This is a genomic window from [Clostridium] citroniae WAL-17108 (genome assembly GCF_000233455.1).
Taxonomy (GTDB): domain Bacteria; phylum Bacillota; class Clostridia; order Lachnospirales; family Lachnospiraceae; genus Enterocloster; species Enterocloster citroniae.
In genome coordinates this window covers 535,161-555,718 of the sequence record NZ_JH376420.1, presented here as the reverse complement: position 1 = coordinate 555,718, position 20,558 = coordinate 535,161, and the positions used below count along the sequence as shown (strand labels likewise).

The following is a 20,558-nucleotide window of genomic DNA, read 5'->3' as shown; positions in this document are numbered from 1 at the left end:
AGGGGGGAGCATTTGTATGATAGGTAAAGAGACATTGAAACTCCTGAAACAGACATTGGCTGACAGCAGTTATACGGTGGCTGTCTGTGGGTCCGGTATGATGGAAGAGGGCGGCATACTGGGACTGAAGGAGGAGGGGAGGGCATACGAGATTGAACAAACGTATGGCGAGTCCCCGGAGGAATTGTTCCACATATCCTGTTTTTCCAGGAGGCCGGAAATCTTTTATGATTTTTATAAAAAGGAGATCCTGGAAAAGGTTCCCAGCATGACACCGTCAGTGGAAGCCATGGCCGAGATGGAACGGCAGGGCAGGCTTCAGTGTGTTGTGACCACCAGTATTTTTGATCTTCCAAAGGCGGCCGGAGTGGAAAATGTGATCTACCTCCACGGAGGGATCTATGATAACACATGTACCCATTGCGGCAAAAAATATTCCATGGAATACATGAAGAATTCAAAACACATTCCCCTTTGTGAGGACTGCGGGCACATCATACGCCCGGGCACCTTCCTTTACGGGGAGATGGTGGACAGCGGGCTGATGAGCCGGACCGCGGAGGAGATATCCAGGGCCGAGGTGCTTCTGGTACTGGGAACATCCCTCCGATCCGAGGTGTACAGTCATTACATACGGTATTTTCAGGGAAAGAAGATGATCATCATCCACAGGGCGCCCAGGCCCCTGGATGAGAAAGCCGACATGGTGGTCTATGACCTTCCCCAGAATATACTGCCTCTGCTGGTGGAGGAAGAATAAAAGATAAAAGCTGAAAATCAAATCCGGACAGGAACAAAGCCGCAGGCCAGTAAATCAATTGGCCTGCGGCTTTGCTGTTCGTTGCGCTGTCTCAGTTCCTGTGGTAGGAATCCAGCAGCTGGTTTTTTATGTGCCACAGCTCATTGGACAGGTCCACATGGACTTCGTGAGGATTGATCAGACGTTTGGACTCATCCCACAGGGTTTCCAGCTCCCGTCTGCAGTAGGCCTGGATGTCCATTACCTTGGGTGAATCATAGACGCATTTGCCCTCCAGGAACACAGGGACCAGCAGTTCCCTGAGCGTATAGGAATCCGGTGCCAGCATGGTCTTTTTCCAGGTCTCAATGGGGTCAAAGAGAAGGAGGGAGTTGCCTGTGTTAAACTCTTCGCCGACCAGGCAGATCAGATCGGCTATGATCTTGCCCGTGGCCTTGTCGTAAATGCGCTGGATGGTTTTATTGCCCGGATTGGTGATCTTTTCTGCATTTTCCGAAAGCTTGATCTTGGGAATAAACTGGCCGGTGGCCTTGTCCTTTACTGCCGCCAGTTTGTATACACCGCCGAAGGAGGGGCAGTCCTTTGCCGTGATCAGGTTGGTGCCCACACCCCAGGAGTTGATGGTGGCGCCCTGCATCTTCAGGGAGTTGATCAGGTTCTCGTCCAGGTCGTTGGAGGCGGAGATCACCGCGTCCGGGAAGCCGGCATTATCCAGCATTTTTTTGGCCTTTTTGGAAAGGTAGGCGAGATCGCCGCTGTCCAGGCGTATGCCGTAAAAAGTCAGGGGGATACCGGCCTGGCGCATTTCCCTAAATACCTTGATCGCATTTGGGACGCCGGAGTTTAAGGTGTCGTAGGTGTCCACCAGAAGGATGCAGGCGGTTGGATACAGCTTCGCGTAGGTGCGGAAGGCCGTGAGTTCGTCCGGGAAACTCATGATCCAGCTGTGGGCATGGGTGCCTTTTACAGGAACATCGAACATCTTGCCGCAGAGCACGTTGGAGGTGCCGATACACCCTGCGATCATGGCCGCCCTGGCGCCGTAGGTTCCTGCGTCAGGCCCCTGGGCGCGGCGCAGGCCGAACTCCATGACCCCGTCTCCCTTGGCAGCGTATACGATCCGTTCCGTCTTGGTGGCGATCAGGCTCTGGTGGTTGATGATATTAAGAAGGGCTGTCTCCACCAGCTGTGCCTGCATGATGGGGGCAATGACTTTTACAAGGGGTTCTCTTGGGAAGATGATGGTCCCCTCGGGAATGGCGTAAATATCACCTGTAAAACGGAAGTCCCTCAGATAGTCCAGGAAGTCCTCCTCAAAGATCCCCAGGCTGCCCAGATAAGCGATATCGCTTTCATCAAAATGCAGGTCTCGGATATATTCGATCACCTGCTCAAGGCCTGCACAGATGGCAAACCCGTTGCCATGGGGATTGGTACGGTAGAACATGTCAAAGATAACGGTCTCGTTGGCGTCCTTTTCCTTAAAATAGCCCTGCATCATAGTCAGCTCATACAGGTCTGTAAGTAATGTAAGATTTCTCTGTTCCATATAGGTTCCTCCCTGGTGCGTGGCCGGGAGCTGTCCGCATTTGGTGCGGTCCGGCTGGATTTTGGCGGCTGCGCTTGTATGTTGGTTAGTAGTATAGCACAAATTTTACAAAAGGCAAATGAAATGTTAAATTCTTAACAATCTATAAAATAAAAGCAGGGAATGGATCTCCCTGCTCTCAGATCAGTTTCCGGTTTTGTAATCCTCCCTGGCCCAGTTGGGGGCATTGATCGGGCCGGCCTTGGCGTTCCCGTTTTTAGCCGCACCCTGTATCTCAGGAACCTGGGCCTGTTTGTTTTCCGGGTGATGCATGTTCTGGTGATTTTCCGTGCCGTGATTTTTGGGATCATAAGGATCAGGCCTTCTCATACCTGCTTTTGCCATGACGTTACCTCCTGTATTGCATTTTAGCACCGCGGGATGATTATTTCACCCATATGCGCGCCTGGTTTTAGTTTTTGCAGTACGGTAAAAACTATACCGGATCCCCTTATGAATTATGTGGAATCAGGATAAACGAATGAGTAAAAAAATTATGAACAAAAATTAATTTCTGTTATAATAGAGAAGAGAGGATGAGAATGGTTTTGGCGGAATGTAAAAAGATTAATCTAGACGTATATTAAAGAATGTTTTATAATCGAGTTAATGGAGTATCTGTTCAACCAATGTGAGGTGAGGATTATGGGCAAAAATTATGAATTTCCGGTGGGATTTAGATTTGACAGTGATCTAGATTTGTTTAAAATTGCGATTGATTATACGAAGGAATTATTAGACGAAGACAAAATAATAATTGTATATGGATTTATGAGAGATATTACGATCAAGTTTTTACTTACGGAAAGAGAATATGAGGAGAAATATACTGAACTGAGCTGGACGGATTACAATGATATATTGAAATCGGAGATATTGACCATTTTGGAGCAGAATTATAATGAACCACTGGAAGTTGAAAAGGGATTAATTAAATATTTAATAGAAGAAAAAGTTGATGAGGACAGTATAAAAAGTATTAGTGAATTCAAGTTGGAAAAGAGAAGGTATGCGTACCAAAAATTATACAGTCAAAAAGAAAAAAACAGATATTTTCTAAAACAAAACACAATCAGCCATAAATTATCCGATATTGATTATGATTTTAATAGAACTATAGATGAAGACGGCAGTGTTGCCTATGCCAATATAAAAATAAAGACAGATGATGTACTTGTGGATATAAATTTACCAAAACAATTGATGAATATCATATCATCGAATCGTTCGGAGGAAATATCATTTATTTGTGATAAATATGATCTTGAATATCTGATTGATGAATTGAAAAGAATACAAGAAAAATTATAGAAGGTGATTACATGCCGCAAAAATTGCTGAAATATGATGAATCAGTTGATATGGAATACTCTGGTCTTCAGAATCAGTTGTATAATACAATTATGCAGTTGAAAATACAGGAACAGGATACCAGAATTAGTAATTTGGAATTGGGTTTGGATGAAATTGCTGCAAAATTAAACAAAGCTAAATATGTGTATATTCCTGAAAATCAGCCTATGTCTGACTTCAATATGAACCAACAGATTAAAAATGACCTGTTAAAGAGTTCGATGTTTTGGAATATAGAACTCAAGGAAAATAAATTAGAATCAAAGTCAGGTTTGCTTAAGCAGGTAGTTGAGGAATTAATTGATAATGATGATATTCATTTCCAGGTACAATGTGCAGCTAAAATTGTTGGTGAAGTACGTAGTTTATTAAAAGTGATACCAAAAGAAAAAGATAATTATAAAAGGCAGCTGCTTTTGTTGCTGCATGAGGCAATTAAAAGGAATTATTCTAAGGGGCTATTTACAGCAGAACAGATCGCTGTTATTACTAGAATGGTAAAAAAATGTGAAGACAGGTATATCTCTAAACAACAGTATTATCAATATGATAAAGAGTTATACAATTGCGGGATAGAAGTTTTTCCTGCCTGGGAGTAATTTATGAATGTATTATTGGACACAACAATTCAGATAAACAGGATATTCAAACCAGTTGAAAAAGCGCAGATAGAAGCTTTTCTTCGTGCAAATGACTGCTATTGTTCATCTTATGTTTTAGGTGAGTTTAAAGCAAATGTAATAAATGATTTTGTGACTTTGTATAGTATCATGCAGATTGAAGAAAATTTGACTGAAGTATATCAAAAGATCGCAGATGTATATAGTAACAGATCTAAGACAAGGATGTTATATCTGGTGAATGACCTGTCCAGGGAGTTTGATAAAGATTTTGATTTGATTAAGGAATATTTGGAAATTTATCCTGAAAAGCTTTTATTTCGTTTCTATTATGGTATCAATGAAGAATTATTGGATCAAACCCAGTGTGCCAGGGCAAAAGCAAATTTAATAGCAGAAAAGGGGAGCATGCAATTAGATGGGATCAGGTGTCGAAAGACAGATGACCAATGCGGGATAGAAACGTTTTGGAAAAAGAATCAAAGTCTTGTGAGAGGTCTGGAGAATCATGCAGATGTTCCGGCAAAGATGTTACCAGTATTAAAATGTTTAAATGATTCGGATGAGATACCTAAGGGTAATGCTTGTAAAAGCCTTGGAGATTGTATTATTGCCATTGAATCATTAGAGCTGGAAGATGGTAACGTTGCCACAACTAATAAAAAAGATTTTAAACCAATATGTGACCATATTGGAGCCAGTCTTATTGAAGCTAAACATTAGAGATAGATAATTAGATAAGAATCAATCAGCCTGTTTATTGATATGATTTTGGAGAAATTAAAATCAAAATGTTCGTTTTTCAGGATTGATGAAAAAATGATCCGATAATGCAGTTGATTCGTCATGACTCGCACCTCGCGGTATGATTAAAATATGAATTGGGAATATTATAGTATATGATGGAAACTTCTGTTTTATAACATTTTTATTTGTTATACGGTTTCAGTTGACATTTTTCACGCCCATTATTATAATAAAGAAGTTAAATAACAAAAGCTGTGATGGAGACAGTAGGCCTGCAGGAACGTTTCAGAGAGCCGGGGAGGGTGGGATCCCGGTACAAGTAGCGCAGAACTGAAGATCACTCCGGAGCTGTCCGGCCGAGATATTTGCGGCGCCCGCCCTTTGGTAAGCCGGATCGCATTTCCTGCGTTAAGGGAACTCATATGATGGTATGCAGTAATAGGTGGTTAAACGAAGGAAGTTTTATGGCTTTCGTCCTGTTAAGGACGGGAGCTTTTTTGTTCTATGGGTATATCACTTCCATGGGACCTCAGTCATCATAACACATACCGGAATCACTGGATCAAAGAACAAATGGATCAATTTAGGAACGGAGGAATACAAAGATGTATGACAAAGTCTCCACAGACCTGAAGTTTGTGGAAAGGGAAAAAGAAGTAGAAAAATTTTGGGAAGATGAGCATATCTTTGAAAAGAGCATTCAGATGCGCGAGGGATGCAAGCCTTACGTGTTTTATGACGGGCCGCCAACTGCCAACGGCAAACCTCATATCGGCCATGTGGAAACACGTGTTATTAAGGATATGATCCCCAGATACCGCGCTATGAAGGGCTATATGGTGCCACGCAAGGCGGGATGGGATACCCATGGACTTCCGGTGGAGCTGGAAGTGGAGAAGAAGCTGGGGCTGGACGGCAAGGACCAGATCGAGCAGTACGGACTGGAGCCCTTTATTAAGCAGTGTAAGGAAAGTGTCTGGAAATACAAGGGCATGTGGGAGGATTTCTCCAACACCGTTGGTTTCTGGGCCGACATGGATGACCCTTATGTGACCTATGAGAATAATTTTATCGAGTCCGAGTGGTGGGCATTAAAGCAGATCTGGGACAAGGGCCTTTTGTACAAGGGCTTTAAGGTGGTTCCCTACTGTCCCCGCTGCGGCACCCCTCTGTCCTCCCACGAGGTGGCACAGGGATATAAGGATGTAAAGGAACGCTCCGCCATTGCACGCTTTAAGGTAAAGGGGGAGGATGCCTATATCCTGGCATGGACCACCACGCCGTGGACCCTTCCCAGCAACCTGGCGCTGTGCGTGAATCCGGTGGAGGATTACGTCAAGGTTAAGACAGGTGACGGTTATACCTACTATATTGCCCAGGCCCTGGCAACCCAGGTGTTGGGCGAGGATTACGAAGTGCTGGAAACCTACAAGGGCAAGGATCTGGAATTTAAGGAGTATGAGCCTTTGTACGACTGCTCGGTGCCTCTGTGTGAGAAGCAGCACAAGAAAGCATACTATGTGGTGTGCGATACCTATGTCACCCTTACAGACGGTACGGGAATCGTACACATTGCCCCTGCGTTTGGTGAAGATGACGCCAATGTGGGACGCAAATACGGCCTTCCCTTTGTACAGCTGGTGGATGCCAAGGGCGATATGACGGCTGAGACACCCTTTGCAGGAACCTTTGTAAAGGATGCGGATCCCTTGGTGTTAAAGGATCTGGAGTCCAGGGGACTTCTGCTGGCAGCTCCTGCATTTGAGCACAGCTATCCCCATTGCTGGAGATGCGGGACTCCTCTGATCTACTATGCGAGAGAATCCTGGTTTATCAAGATGACGGCGGTAAAGGACGACCTGATCCGCAACAATAATACGATCAACTGGGTGCCTGATTCCATTGGCAAGGGCCGTTTCGGCGACTGGCTGGAGAACATCCAGGACTGGGGTATTTCCAGGAACAGGTACTGGGGCACGCCTCTTAACATCTGGGAGTGCCAGTGCGGATACCAGCACTCCATTGGCAGCATTGAAGAGTTAAAGAGCATGTCCGACAACTGCCCGGAGGATATTGAGCTTCACCGTCCTTACATTGACAATGTAAACATCCGGTGCCCCAAGTGCGGCAAGTCCATGAAGCGTGTGCCGGAGGTGATCGACTGCTGGTTTGACTCAGGAGCCATGCCATTTGCCCAGCATCATTATCCATTTGAGAACAAGGAATTATTCGAGTCCCAGTTCCCGGCCCAGTTTATCTCCGAGGCAGTGGACCAGACAAGAGGATGGTTCTACTCCCTTCTGGCGGAATCCACCCTGCTGTTTAACAAGGCGCCTTATGAAAATGTAGTTGTTATGGGTCTTGTGCTGGATGAGAACGGACAGAAGATGAGCAAGTCCAAGGGCAATGCGGTGGATCCCTTTGATACCCTGGCAGCCCACGGCGCGGATGCGATCCGTTGGTTCTTCTACACCTGCAGCGCTCCCTGGCTTCCAAAGAGATACCAGGATAAGGCTGTGACAGAGGGACAGCGCAAATTTATGGGCACTCTGTGGAACACCTATGCATTCTGGGTGCTCTATGCCAACATTGACAATTTTGACGCCACCAAGTACAACCTTGAGTACGACAAGCTGCCGGTCATGGACAAATGGCTGCTGTCCAAGATGAATTCCATGGTAAAATGCGTGGATGAGAACCTGATGAACTACCAGATCCCTGAGGCTGCAAGGTCTCTCCAGGAGTTTGTGGATGACATGAGCAACTGGTATGTGCGCAGAAGCCGCGAGCGTTTCTGGGCAAAGGGAATGGAGCAGGATAAGATCAATGCCTATATGACACTGTATACCGCCCTTGTGACAACTGCCAAAGCAGCGGCTCCCATGATCCCGTTTATGACAGAGCAGATCTATCAGAACATTGTGAGAAAGATCGATGGAGACGCGCCTGAGAGCATTCACCTGTGTGATTTCCCGGAGGTGAAGGAGGACTGGATCGATGCCAGCCTGGAGGCGGACATGGACGAGGTGTTAAAGACGGTTGTCATGGGCCGTGCGGCAAGGAATACGGCTAATATAAAGAACCGTCAGCCCATTGGTCAAATGTATGTAAAGGCCGACCATGCGCTGTCTAAGTTCTATGTGGAGATCATAGAAGATGAACTGAATGTAAAGCAGGTGATCTTCTCTGATGATGTGAGGGCATTTACCTCCTACACATTTAAACCGCAGCTTAAGACCGTGGGACCCAAGTACGGCAAACTGCTGAACAGGATCCGCCAGACCCTGACAGACATTGACGGCAGCGCTGCCATGGACACACTGAATGAAAAAGGCGCCCTGACCTTTGACTTTGACGGACAGGAAGTGGTCCTTACCAAGGATGACCTTCTGATCGATGTGTCCCAAAAGGACGGGTATGTGACGGAGGAAGACAACTACGTGACCGTTGTGCTGGATACCAATCTGACACCGGAGCTGATCGAGGAGGGCTTTGTCCGTGAGATCATCAGCAAGGTACAGACCATGCGCAAGGAGGCAGGCTTTGAGGTGATGGACCATATCGCCGTGTACCAGGACGACAATGACAAGATCGCAGAGCTTTTAAAGGCCCATGCAGATGAGATAAAGGCGGAAGTTATGGCCGATACCATCTTCCTGGGAGGCATGGGAGGTTATGCCAAGGAGTGGAGCATTAACGGTGAAAAAGTAATGCTCGGTGTTGAAAAGACCATGAAATAATGGTAATATGGGAGGCGGGGTTTAAGCACCCCGCCTATATGAGGATGGAGGATAATGCTGATGAATAAAGGATTCGATAAGGCCACATTCAAGCGGAGCGTCATAGACAATGTTAAGAACATGTTCCGCAGGACCATTGATGAAGCCACGCCGCAGCAGGTGTTCCAGGCGGTTGCGTTTGCAGTAAAGGACGTCATTATAGACGAGTGGATCGCATCCCACAAGGAATACGAGAAAAAGGACGTTAAGACAGTGTATTATCTGTCCATGGAGTTTTTGATGGGCCGGGCCCTGGGCAACAATATTATCAATATCTGTGCCCATGATGAAATCAAGGAAGTATTGGATGAACTGGGATTTGATCTGAATATGATCGAGGACCAGGAACCGGATGCAGCCCTTGGCAACGGCGGTCTGGGCCGCCTGGCCGCATGTTTCCTGGATTCCCTTGCAACTCTGGGTTATCCGGCTTACGGGTGCGGGATCCGTTACCGTTACGGTATGTTTAAACAGAAGATTGAGAATGGGTACCAGATCGAGGTGCCGGATGAGTGGCTGAAGGACGGCAACCCCTTTGAGATCCGCCGCCCGGAATACGCCCAGGAGGTCAAGTTCGGGGGATATGTGCGCATTGAGAATGTGGGAGGCGTGAACCATTTTGTGCAGGACGGTTACCAGACCGTGCGTGCGGTGCCCTATGACCTGCCGGTGATCGGCTATGGCAACAATGTGGTGAATACCCTTCGTATCTGGGATGCGGAACCGGTGAATACATTTAACCTGGATTCCTTTGACCGGGGAGATTACCAGAAGGCAGTGGAGCAGGAAAATCTGGCAAAAACCATTGTGGAGGTCCTCTACCCCAATGACAACCACTACGCGGGCAAGGAGCTGCGCCTGAAACAGCAGTATTTCTTTATTTCCGCCAGTGTACAGCGGGCAATTACAAAATATAAGGAGAAACACGAGGACATCCGCAAGTTCCATGAAAAGGTGGTGTTCCAGCTGAACGATACCCACCCCACAGTTGCCATACCGGAACTGATGCGTATCCTTTTGGACGAGGAAGGGCTGACATGGGAGGAGGCATGGGATGTAACCACCAGGACATGTGCCTATACCAACCACACCATTATGTCGGAGGCCCTGGAGAAGTGGCCCATTGAGCTGTTCTCACGCCTGCTTCCGCGTATTTACCAGATCGTGGAGGAGATCAACCGCAGGTTCCAGAACCAGATCCAGTCCATGTACCCGGGCAACCAGGATAAACTGCGCAGCATGTCCATCATTTATGACGGTCAGGTGAAGATGGCATACATGGCCATTGCGGCCAGCTTTTCCGTGAACGGTGTTGCCAGACTGCATACAGAGATCTTAAAGAACCAGGAACTGAAGGATTTTTACCAGATGATGCCTGAAAAGTTTAATAACAAGACAAACGGCATTACGCAGAGAAGGTTCCTGCTTCACGGCAATCCCCTTCTGGCCGACTGGGTCACCTCCAAGATCGGGGATGAGTGGATCACAGACCTTCCGCATATCAAGAAGCTGGAGATCTATGCCGATGATGAGAAGTGCCAGCAGGAATTCCTGAATATCAAGTACCAGAATAAAATACGCCTTGCGAAATACATCAAGGAGCACAACGGGATCGATGTGGATCCGCGCTCCATCTTTGATGTGCAGGTAAAGAGACTTCATGAGTATAAGCGCCAGCTGATGAACATACTTCATGTGATGTACCTGTATAACCAGCTAAAGGATAACCCGGAGATGGATATGGTACCCAGGACCTTTATCTTTGGCGCAAAGGCCGCCGCCGGTTATAAGCGGGCCAAACTCACCATCAAGCTGATCAACTCCGTGGCGGATGTGATCAACAATGACAAATCCATCGGGGGCAAGATCAAGGTGGTGTTTATCGAGAATTACCGCGTATCCAACGCAGAGCTCATCTTTGCGGCAGCTGATGTAAGTGAGCAGATCTCCACGGCCAGTAAGGAGGCATCCGGCACGGGCAACATGAAGTTTATGCTCAACGGTGCCCTGACCCTGGGCACCATGGACGGAGCCAATGTGGAGATCGTGGAGGAAGTGGGCCAGGAATATGCCTTTATCTTCGGCATGTCCTCAGATGAGGTGATCAATTACGAGAATAACGGCGGATATTACCCCATGGATATTTTCAACAATGACCAGGAGATCCGCAGGGTGCTGATGCAGCTGATCAACGGCTACTATGCGCCTGACAACCCAGAACTGTTCCGGGATATCTACAATTCCCTTCTGAATACAAAGAGCAGCGACAAGGCGGACACCTACTTTATCCTGAAGGATTTCCGTTCCTACGCCCAGGCCCACGAAAGGGTGGATCAGGCATTCAGGAACGAGAAGTGGTGGGCAAAGGCAGCGATCCTCAACATTTCAGGCAGCGGTAAGTTTACCTCGGACAGAACCATTGAGGAGTATGTAAGGGATATCTGGCACCTTGAAAAGGTGACAGTGGAAATGTAATACATTCCGGTGCTGCTGTGCGGTACTGAATATGCTCCGGCAAGCCTGAAACATGGAGGCAGCCGGGGCATTTCTGTAAAAGCAGGATACGGGAAGGAGAGGACGATAAGAATGAAGATACGCGATATACTGGCTCAGGGAAGGCCCACCCTGTCTTTTGAGGTGTTTCCTCCCAAAACAGAGGATGCCTATGATACGGTGGAGCGGGCAGCTGCAAAGATTGCAACGCTGAAGCCTGATTTTATGAGTGTTACATACGGGGCAGGCGGAGGGACCAGCGATTATACGGTGGGGATCGCTTCCGATATACAAAAATCAGGGGTGACACCCCTGGCCCATCTCACCTGTGTGTCATCCACGCGGGATAAGGTACACTCCGTGCTGGAGGAACTGAAAAACCACGGCATTGAAAATGTACTGGCCCTGAGGGGAGACATTCCGGCTGACGGCCGGACTCCGCGGGAATACCATTACGCTTCGGAACTGATCCATGAGATCAAGCAGTCGGGGGATTTCTGTATTGGGGCCGCCTGTTACCCGGAGGGCCATGTGGAATCAGCCAACAAATCCGTGGACATGGATTATCTCAAGGAGAAGGTGGAGGCCGGCTGCGATTTTGTGACCACCCAGATGTTTTTTGACAACAGCATCCTTTACAGCTATCTGTACCGCATCAGGGAAAAGGGGATCACGGTTCCTGTGATCGCGGGGATCATGCCGGTGACCAGCGCCAAACAGATCAAACGCATTACCCAGATGTCGGGCACTTACCTGCCTTCCAGGTTCCTGGCCATTGTGGACAAATTCGGAGATAACCCTGCAGCCATGAAGCAGGCAGGGATCGCATATGCCACGGACCAGATCATTGACCTGATCGCCAACGGCGTCAGGGGAATCCACGTTTACTCTATGAATAAGCCGGATGTGGCCATGAAGATCAGGGAAAATCTTTCTGAGATACTGTAGAGGCAGGGAGTTTTAGTCGGAGGGAACGATGAATACAGATGACATTAACCGGGGGGAAGTGCTCCGGTATCTGGGCTATGGGAGACATGAGGCGGATCAGGCCGTGATGGGTCTGGTGGAGGAGTGTATCGCACAGCTGTTAAAGGAAGCTCAGCCCCGCTGTCTGTACAGGGAGTATCCTTTGATCCTGGGGCCGGAGGACGCGGTGGACGGCGGCTGTTTCCAGACCGTGAGCAGGAATCTGTCAAGGAATCTGAGGGACTGCGGCCAGATCATTGTGTTTGCCGCCACCCTGGGTACGGGAGCGGACCATCTGATCCAGAAATACAACAAACTTCAGATGAGCAAGGCGGTGATCATGCAGGCGGCTGCCACGGCCATGATAGAGGAATACTGCGACCAGGTGTGTACGGGCATTAGGGAGGAGTATGAATCCGGGGACCGGTATCTGCGGCCCAGATTCAGCCCCGGGTACGGGGACTTTCCCCTGGACTGCCAGCAGAGGCTGTTGGACAGCCTGGAGGCAGGCAAAAGGATCGGGATCAAGCTGACGGACAGCCTTCTTATGATGCCGTCCAAATCAGTGACAGCGGTGATGGGAGTCAGCAAGAAGCCTTACCGCTGCGATGTGAAGGGCTGCGAATCCTGCGGGAAAAGGGATTGTCTTTACAGGCGGTGAGCCGGGGACGAATGGGAATCATGAAGATTGAATCAGGCAAAGGGGATATTATAATGATACGTTTTAACTGTGATTACAGCGAGGGCGCACATGAGCGCATTTTAAACAAACTGATGGAGACAAACCTGGAGCAGACTCCGGGATACGGGGAAGACCCCTATTGTGAGGAGGCTGCCGCGATCATCAGGGAGCTTTGTCAAAAGGAAGATGCCGGCGTCCACTTTCTGGTGGGCGGCACCCAGGCTAATGCCACAGTAATCGCATCCGCCCTCAGACCCCACCAGGGTGTGGCGGGAGCCGTGACCGCCCACATCAATGTACATGAGACGGGGGCAGTGGAGGCAACCGGGCATAAGGTCCTTTCGCTGCCCTCCGCTGACGGCAAGATCACTGCGTCCCAGGTGGAGGAACTGTACCTGGCCCATATTAACGATGAAAGCTTTGAGCATATGGTGCAGCCGGGAATGGTATATATATCCAATCCCACGGAGCTGGGGACCATCTACACAAGGGCTGAGCTGGAAGCTCTTTACAGGGTGTGCAGAACATGGGGCCTGTACCTGTTTGTGGACGGCGCCCGTCTGGCATACGGACTGGCGGCAGAGGGCAATGATGTGGATCTTAAGGTTCTGGCTTCCAACTGTGACGTGTTCTACATTGGGGGAACCAAGGTGGGCGCCCTGTTCGGTGAAGCGGTGGTGATCACCAATGAGGAGCTGAAAAAGGATTTCCGCTACCACATTAAGCAGAGAGGCGGAATGTTGGCAAAGGGAAGGCTTCTGGGGATCCAGTTTGGAGAACTGCTGCGGGACGGTCTGTACATGGAACTGGGACGCCATGGGGACAGGATGGCGGATAAGATCAGAAAGGCATGCCGGGACAAAGAGATTCCCTTCCTGGTGACCAATACCACCAACCAGGTATTTCCCATTATGCCTGATGCCCTGTTGGAGCAATGGAAGGATAAATACAGCTATACCAACCAGGGCCGGGTGGATGAGACCCACACGGCCATCCGGCTTTGTACCAGCTGGGTTACCAGCGAGGAGCATGTGGATGCCCTGGTAAAGGATATATTAAACAGCTAACACCTGGAGTGTATTTGGAACATGCTCCGGGATGGATACTGCTTGGGAGGAATGACAATGAGACTATTAGAGGAAATGAAAGTACGCCGCCTGTTCTGTGACGGCGGAATGGGAAGCATGCTTCAGGCCCGGGGACTTCAGGCAGGGGAAATGCCTGAGATGTGGAACCTGACCCATCCTGAGATTGTAAGGGATATCCACAGGCAGTACCTGAAGGCAGGGGCTGATATCATGGAAACCAACACCTTTGGAGCCAATGGGCTTAAATATAAGGACAACCTGGAGGAGATCATTACTGCGGCGGTGGGACACGCAAAGGCGGCAGTGGAGGAAGCGGGACATGGCTATGTTGCCCTGGACGTGGGGCCCACGGGAAAACTGTTAAAGCCCCTGGGAGACCTGGACTTTGAGGATGCGGTAAGTCTGTACAAGGAAGTGGTGGCTTACGGTGTTAAGGCCGGGGCCGACCTGGTGTTCATTGCCACAATGAGCGACAGCTATGAGCTGAAAGCGGCGGTGCTGGCTGCAAAGGAAGCCGGGGTGGATCCGGTGACAGGTGAAAATATTCCCGTGTTTACCTCAGTGACCTTTGATGAGAAGGGAAAGCTTCTCACAGGAGGAAATGTGGAATCCACGGTGGCGCTGTTAGAAGGCCTGCGGGTGGATGCCCTGGGAATCAACTGCGGACTGGGACCGGAGCAGATGAAGGGGATCCTGAAGGATATCCTTGAAGTGACTTCCCTTCCTGTTATGGTGAATCCCAATGCCGGACTTCCAAGAAGCGAGAACGGGAAAACGGTCTATGATATCAACGAAGACCAGTTTGCCCAGGTCATGAGGGAGATCGTAGACATGGGAGCCGCCGTGGTGGGAGGATGCTGCGGCACCACTCCGGACCACATACGGGAGACTGTTAAGCTCTGTAAGGACATCCCCGTAAGATGGCCTGAGAAAAAAAGGCGCACGGTTATTTCCTCCTATGCCCAGGCCGTGGTGGTGGACAGGAAAACGGTCATTATCGGGGAGCGGATCAACCCCACGGGCAAATCTAAATTCAAGCAGGCTCTCCGGGACCATAACCTGGAATACATCCTCAGGGAAGGGGTGAGCCAGCAGGACAACGGAGCCGATGTGCTGGATGTGAATGTGGGTCTGCCTGAGATAGATGAGCCTTCCATGATGGAGGAGGTGGTAAAGGAACTTCAAAGCATTATCGATCTTCCGCTGCAGATCGACACCTCCAACATCGAAGCCATGGAGCGGGCCATGAGGGTTTATAACGGCAAGCCTCTGATCAACTCCGTCAACGGAAAGGCGGAGGTTATGAGCCAGGTGTTTCCTCTGGTTGCAAAATACGGCGGCGTTGTGGTGGGATTGTGCCTGGATGAGGGCGGGATCCCGGAGACGGCAGAGGGCCGTATTGCAGTGGGCCGTAAGATCATTGATACAGCTGCGGATTATGGGATCGGGCCGGAAGATATCATACTGGACGGCCTGTGTATGACTGTGAGTTCGGACAGCAGGGGGGCCCTGACCACACTGGAGACCCTGCGGCGCATCCGGGATGAACTGGGGGGCAAATCGGTGCTGGGGGTGTCCAACATTTCCTTTGGCCTTCCCCAGAGAGAGATCATCAATGGGGCCTTTTTTACCATGGCCATGGAGGCCGGGCTGAATGCGGCTATTATCAATCCCAACTCCGAGGCCATGATGCGTGCTTTTTACAGCTTTAATGCCCTGATGGACAGGGATCCCCAGTGCGGCCGGTATATAAGCATCTACAGCGGCCAGGCATCCGGCCTTGGGCGGACCATAGGAAAGAACGGCGCGGGCCAGGCGGCAGGCAACGGCGGCCAGGCGTCCGGCGCATCATCGGCTTTGTCCGGCGGGGAAGATGCCGGAGCGCTCCTTACCTCGGCCATTGAGCGGGGACTGAAGGATGCGGCCCACCAGGCAGTGGGTGTTCTGCTGGAGAAAAGGGATGCCCTGGACATTATCAATGACCACATGATCCCTGCCCTGGACCGGGTGGGCAAAGGGTTTGAAAAGGGAACCGTCTTCCTTCCACAGCTCCTTATGAGCGCTGAGGCGGCAAAGGCGGCCTTTGAGGTCATTAAGACCAGGATGGACCAAAGCGGTCAGGTGCAGGAGAAAAAAGGCACTGTCATTCTGGCAACCGTTAAAGGCGATATCCATGATATCGGAAAAAACATTGTAAAGGTGCTTTTGGAAAATTACGGGTATGATGTAATGGATCTGGGGAAGGATGTGCCTCCGGAGAGGATCGTGGAGGAGGCTGTAAAGGGAAAGGTTCCCCTTGTGGGGCTCAGCGCCCTTATGACCACCACGGTGCCCAGCATGGAGGAGACCATCCAAAAGCTCAGGGCAACAGCGCCAAACGTCAAGGTGATGGTGGGAGGGGCAGTGCTCACAAAAGAGTATGCCCAGACCATAGGAGCCGACATGTACTGCCGGGACGCCATGGCATCTGTCAATTATGCGGAGAGCATTTTTGTCAGGTAAAAACACAAAAATAAAGCCCCATGGGTTTAGAGACGGGGCAGTTCATAGGATGCGGCGGCACACTGGACCACAGTAGGTGCTGCCGTGTCCTTATTTTGTTCAGGGGGCAGCTCGCGGAAGGAGACCATATTTTTGCCGTGGTTTTTTGCATAATATAGTTCATCATCAGCAGCCTGTACCATATTGGGGTATGTTTCCAGGGAGGTGGGGATGGCGCTGCATATTCCCACACTGATGGTCACATAGGGAGAAATGCTGTGGTTGGCTGAAGGGATCCTTAAGTCGGTTACAGACAACCTGAGACGGTCCGCCACCTGGACGGCGTCCTCCGGTTTGATCCCATACAGGAGGATCTCAAACTCCTCTCCGCCAAAGCGGCAGATCAGATCCTTTTCCTGATGGATGTGGGTGGCCAGCGCATCCGCCACCCGTTTCAGGCATTCATCCCCCGCCACGTGGCCGAATGTGTCATTGTACTGTTTAAAGTAATCAATATCCACCATAATGACAGCCACAGGGATCTGAAGCCGAATGGCCCCGGGCATCAGCGCCTCCAGGCCCAGGGCAAATCCGTTTCTGTTAGGTATATGGGTCAGGGGGTCATTGTCAGCCCTGCTCTGAAGGTAGACCTGTTCGTCACGCGCTTCCCGCAGCATACGCAGGTTGTTTCCGATAATGCGGCAGCGGACCTGGGACAGGAACAGGCTGATAAAGCTGTAAAGGAACAGGTTGGAGTACAGGGCCACCGGCGCCCGCTGTGTCACAAAGGAAGGAAGAGCCAGTCCCGCTGTGACGAATACGGCGGTGGCTGCCTCGGTAAACGTAAAGAAGGGCCCTGCTGCAATATAGATATAGAACATAAGCACACTTTCCGCAGTCATCCTGCTCTTCAGGCAATAATGATTGATCAACAGACAGAATAAGCCAAGCAGTGAGGTGAACACATAGGTATGGTATTGTATCATACGGCGTGTCCTCCGGTTGCGCTCCAATTTGAATATATGTTCACAGTAGAACAGATTGCTTACCATGAACAATAGGAACAGGACGATGGCCATGCTGATGGGTGAGATCAGCCTGCTGCTTATGTCCACGGCCAGGTAACTGACCAGATTCACCAGTTCCAGTACAATGAGGAGAACGGAAAAGTTCAGTGTCTGGCTGATGTTCATGGTCTGGACCGTGTCAAACAGTTCCTGTACATGTCTGAATGTTGTCTCGCATCTGAAAAGCGGAAAAGCTGTACTTATGTTTTTTTTCACATTGTTTAGCATGATGTAATATCCCCTGTCATATAATACTAACTGCCAAGTCCCTCTTAACAGCAAACAGGGCGGCGGTTACATAATAATACAAATATATTCACGATGCGCAATGTATATAACTTAAAAAAGTGTAAAGAAGTGCGAAATTTGTCACCATTTTCTGGAAATGTCCCCAATTACTCCCTGACACAGATGGTTATAAATGTGATAATATGGTTTTGTAACAAAAAAGAAATACTTTTGTAATATTCAAGAGAATATTACAAGCACAGAAAGAGAGGACAAACTATGTTACCAATTTCAACAATGGCAGTTGCCGCAATGTTAGGTTCTGCATGCGGTACGAATATGGCAACCATGAATGATTATAATGCAGGGCTTTACAACGGATCCAACAATCCTCAGAATGTATGCTACCAGCACGGAAACCAGGATCTGGACTGCATTCTGTCCCAGATGGGTGTCAGCGCACCGTCCGGTAATTCCTGCAGCGGATTTTCCAACGGAATGGGATTCTAAGCAATCCTTATTGATGTGGAACTGATGTATCTGTAAACGAATACACCTGCAAACCAACAAACTATATATACCTACAAACTTAGATACGAACAAAACTAATATACCTACATAATCATATTCCCTTATAAAATTTCCCCGCCTGTGTCTGTTTCACGGCGGGGAGTTTTTTTGCCCTTCTGCAATAAGAACGCGGCTTCCGGCATAATATATACAGAAAATTAATTCCCATTTGGCGGTCCATGGGTTACAATGATCCGGATAATGGAAAAAAAGGAGTCTGAGAATGAATAGAGATCATCTGATTACGATATTAAAAGGAATGTGGATCGGCGGCACCATGACGGTCCCGGGAGTCAGCGGAGGTTCCATGGCCATGATCATGGGCGTGTATGACAGGCTCATTTCCTCGGTCAGTTCCTTTTTCCGCAATCCGGGAAAGAGCATGTCCTTTCTGGTGCGGTTTGTACTGGGGGCCGGGATCGGGATGGTGGTATTTTCCCGGTTCATCAGTTTTCTTTTTACCACCAGGGCGGATGTGCCTCTTCGGTTCTTCTTTCTGGGAGCTGTGGCTGGGGGAGTGCCCATGATATATAAGGAAGCGGGAATTAAAAGGATCAGTTTGGGAGCAGTGGCCTATCCTGTCATAGGGATCCTGGCCGTTGTGATACTGGCCCTGCTTCCTACCGGTCTGTTTGAACCAAACGGCAGCTTTGGCATAGGCGCAGCGCTCATTCAGCTGGCCGGGGGGATCATCATAGCGGTGGGCCTGGTGCTGCCCGGGATCAGTGTTTCCCAGATGCTCTACATGCTGGGGATCTATGAGGGGATCATTAAAAATATAAGCACCCTGAACATATTGCCCCTGATTCCCCTGGGAGCAGGCGTGGTGGGAGGGATCTTCCTGACCACCAAGGTGCTGGAACAGCTGATGGAGCGCCATCCCCAGCCCACCTATCTGATCATCTTAGGTTTTATGTTCGGGTCCCTGCCCGAACTGTTTCCGGGCATTCCTTCAGGCTCGGATATGGTGTACAGCATCCTGTGTGCAGCCCTGGGCTTCGCTGCCCTGTATAAGATGGCGGGGAAGGAAGCCTAGGAATGTCCGCGCGTTCCCAAAGCGTGTCTAAACATCAGTCCACGCGCTCATCACCCCAGAAAAACGCGCCTACGGTTCCGGGACCGGTGTGGGAGCCGATCACGGTTCCTATGTCCATAATGGGCGGCGCTCCGTTCAGATGGGGAAAGGTCTCTTTGATCAGGGAAGCCACGGCCTGGGCATCGTCAGGGCAGGAGGAGTGGCAGATGAAACATTTCCCTGAATAACCTGTCTTGTCCTGGGCATGGGTCTTCATGCGTTCCACCAATTCCTTTATGACTTTTTTCTTGCCCCGGCACTTGTCCCGGGGGATCAGCTTGCCCTCGTGATCTATGTTCATCAGGGGGCAGATATTCAACATGTTGCCGAAAAAGGCTGCAGAGACTGAGATTCTTCCGCCTCTCCTTAAATGGGTCAGGTCCGTGGTGAAGAACCAGCCCTGCAGCCTTAATTTATGTTCCTTGATCCAGGTGACCAGTTCCTCATAGCCGGTCCCTGCCTGCATTTTTTCCCAGGCAGTGTCCAGGAGGAGGCCATAGCCAACAGATGCCTGCAGTGAATCAATAACCTCGATCCGCCGGTCAGGATAGCGCTCCTGCATCTCATCCCTGGCTATGACAGCCGAATTATAGGTTCCTGAGATTCCGGTGGACAGGGTCAGATGAATGATATCCTTCCCCTCCCTAAGGATGGGATCAAACATGGCCTCATACTGTTCGGGATTTACCTGGGAGGTGGTGGGCATGGCGCCATCCCGGATCCTTTGATAAAAATCCTCAATGGCAATGGACTTTCCCAGATCATCATCGTACTCTTTATCTTCCATCCGGAAATGGAAGCAGGCATAGGGGATATCCCGTTCTGCCAGGTATTGCTCAGGCATGTCAGCAGTGGAACAGCAGGTTATTACATATGAAGTTGTCATAATGTGCTCCTTTTAATAAGTCAATGGTTGACGTGTTTTATGGACAAAGTATAGCATGGTGCAGGGGATAGTGTCAAATAAATACAGCTGGCTGCGGGCTGCGGACGGATAAACAGGATATGTGTAAGAGGACAGGGCTTGTACTGGTAAAACGAGGAAAATTGTGCTATGATGT

The 20,558-nt window shown here is 49.4% G+C and carries 16 protein-coding genes; 12 read left to right on the top strand and 4 right to left on the bottom strand.

Annotated elements, in window-relative coordinates; genetic code table 11:
- The first annotated feature begins 16 nt into the window (after positions 1-16).
- Positions 17-760, top strand: a complete 744-nt coding sequence (locus HMPREF9469_RS02410; protein ID WP_007858811.1) for an SIR2 family NAD-dependent protein deacylase — start codon at positions 17-19, stop codon at positions 758-760.
- 91 nt (positions 761-851) lie between these two features.
- Here HMPREF9469_RS02410 and HMPREF9469_RS02405 read toward each other — a convergent pair whose 3' ends face one another.
- Together HMPREF9469_RS02405 and HMPREF9469_RS02400 are read right to left on the bottom strand one after the other, a co-directional pair.
- Positions 852-2,309, bottom strand: coding sequence for a nicotinate phosphoribosyltransferase (locus tag HMPREF9469_RS02405; RefSeq protein ID WP_007858810.1), 1,458 nt, complete (start codon positions 2,307-2,309; stop codon positions 852-854).
- Positions 2,310-2,492: 183 nt separating this feature from the next.
- Positions 2,493-2,693 (bottom strand): hypothetical protein, encoded by a 201-nt coding sequence (locus HMPREF9469_RS02400; protein ID WP_007858809.1) that lies wholly within the window; start codon positions 2,691-2,693, stop codon positions 2,493-2,495.
- A gap of 300 nt (positions 2,694-2,993) precedes the next feature.
- On the opposite strand from HMPREF9469_RS02400, the gene HMPREF9469_RS02395 reads away from it, so the two are divergent.
- From HMPREF9469_RS02395 to HMPREF9469_RS02355, 9 genes are all read left to right on the top strand, one after another.
- On the top strand, positions 2,994-3,659 hold the full coding sequence (locus HMPREF9469_RS02395; protein WP_007858808.1) for a hypothetical protein: 666 nt from the start codon (positions 2,994-2,996) through the stop codon (positions 3,657-3,659).
- Between the two features lie 11 nt (positions 3,660-3,670).
- Positions 3,671-4,300, top strand: a complete 630-nt coding sequence (locus HMPREF9469_RS02390) for a hypothetical protein (protein WP_007858807.1) — start codon at positions 3,671-3,673, stop codon at positions 4,298-4,300.
- 3 nt (positions 4,301-4,303) lie between these two features.
- A complete protein-coding gene (locus HMPREF9469_RS02385) occupies positions 4,304-5,044 on the top strand; it encodes a hypothetical protein (RefSeq protein ID WP_007858806.1) in 741 nt (246 codons plus the stop codon).
- A 629-nt stretch (positions 5,045-5,673) separates the two neighbouring features.
- Positions 5,674-8,808 (top strand): isoleucine--tRNA ligase, encoded by a 3,135-nt coding sequence (ileS, locus tag HMPREF9469_RS02380; protein WP_007858805.1) that lies wholly within the window; start codon positions 5,674-5,676, stop codon positions 8,806-8,808.
- A 60-nt stretch (positions 8,809-8,868) separates the two neighbouring features.
- Positions 8,869-11,322, top strand: coding sequence for a glycogen/starch/alpha-glucan phosphorylase (locus tag HMPREF9469_RS02375; protein WP_007858803.1), 2,454 nt, complete (start codon positions 8,869-8,871; stop codon positions 11,320-11,322).
- 111 nt (positions 11,323-11,433) lie between these two features.
- Positions 11,434-12,288 carry a methylenetetrahydrofolate reductase [NAD(P)H] gene (gene metF, locus HMPREF9469_RS02370; protein ID WP_007858801.1) on the top strand — a complete coding sequence of 285 codons (855 nt, stop codon included), beginning with the start codon at positions 11,434-11,436 and terminating at the stop codon, positions 12,286-12,288.
- Between the two features lie 28 nt (positions 12,289-12,316).
- Complete coding sequence (locus HMPREF9469_RS02365) at positions 12,317-12,967, top strand: vitamin B12 dependent-methionine synthase activation domain-containing protein (protein WP_007858799.1); 651 nt, start codon at positions 12,317-12,319, stop codon at positions 12,965-12,967.
- A gap of 53 nt (positions 12,968-13,020) precedes the next feature.
- On the top strand, positions 13,021-14,055 hold the full coding sequence (locus HMPREF9469_RS02360) for a threonine aldolase family protein (protein ID WP_040415384.1): 1,035 nt from the start codon (positions 13,021-13,023) through the stop codon (positions 14,053-14,055).
- A gap of 57 nt (positions 14,056-14,112) precedes the next feature.
- Positions 14,113-16,578 carry a homocysteine S-methyltransferase family protein gene (locus HMPREF9469_RS02355; RefSeq protein ID WP_007858795.1) on the top strand — a complete coding sequence of 822 codons (2,466 nt, stop codon included), beginning with the start codon at positions 14,113-14,115 and terminating at the stop codon, positions 16,576-16,578.
- Positions 16,579-16,604: 26 nt separating this feature from the next.
- Here HMPREF9469_RS02355 and HMPREF9469_RS02350 read toward each other — a convergent pair whose 3' ends face one another.
- Positions 16,605-17,852 (bottom strand): GGDEF domain-containing protein, encoded by a 1,248-nt coding sequence (locus HMPREF9469_RS02350; protein WP_007858793.1) that lies wholly within the window; start codon positions 17,850-17,852, stop codon positions 16,605-16,607.
- A gap of 279 nt (positions 17,853-18,131) precedes the next feature.
- Here HMPREF9469_RS02350 and HMPREF9469_RS02345 point away from each other — a divergent pair, with 279 nt between their 5' ends.
- Both HMPREF9469_RS02345 and HMPREF9469_RS02340 read left to right on the top strand, forming a co-directional pair.
- A complete protein-coding gene (locus tag HMPREF9469_RS02345; protein ID WP_007858791.1) occupies positions 18,132-18,362 on the top strand; it encodes a hypothetical protein in 231 nt (76 codons plus the stop codon).
- A gap of 283 nt (positions 18,363-18,645) precedes the next feature.
- Positions 18,646-19,458 carry a DUF368 domain-containing protein gene (locus HMPREF9469_RS02340; protein WP_007858789.1) on the top strand — a complete coding sequence of 271 codons (813 nt, stop codon included), beginning with the start codon at positions 18,646-18,648 and terminating at the stop codon, positions 19,456-19,458.
- Between the two features lie 34 nt (positions 19,459-19,492).
- Here the strand turns inward: HMPREF9469_RS02340 and HMPREF9469_RS02335 are convergent, their stop codons facing one another.
- The gene (locus tag HMPREF9469_RS02335) at positions 19,493-20,383 is read right to left on the bottom strand and encodes a DegV family protein (RefSeq protein ID WP_007858787.1); all 891 of its coding nucleotides are present in this window, start codon (positions 20,381-20,383) and stop codon (positions 19,493-19,495) included.
- Between the last annotated feature and the right edge of the window lie 175 nt (positions 20,384-20,558).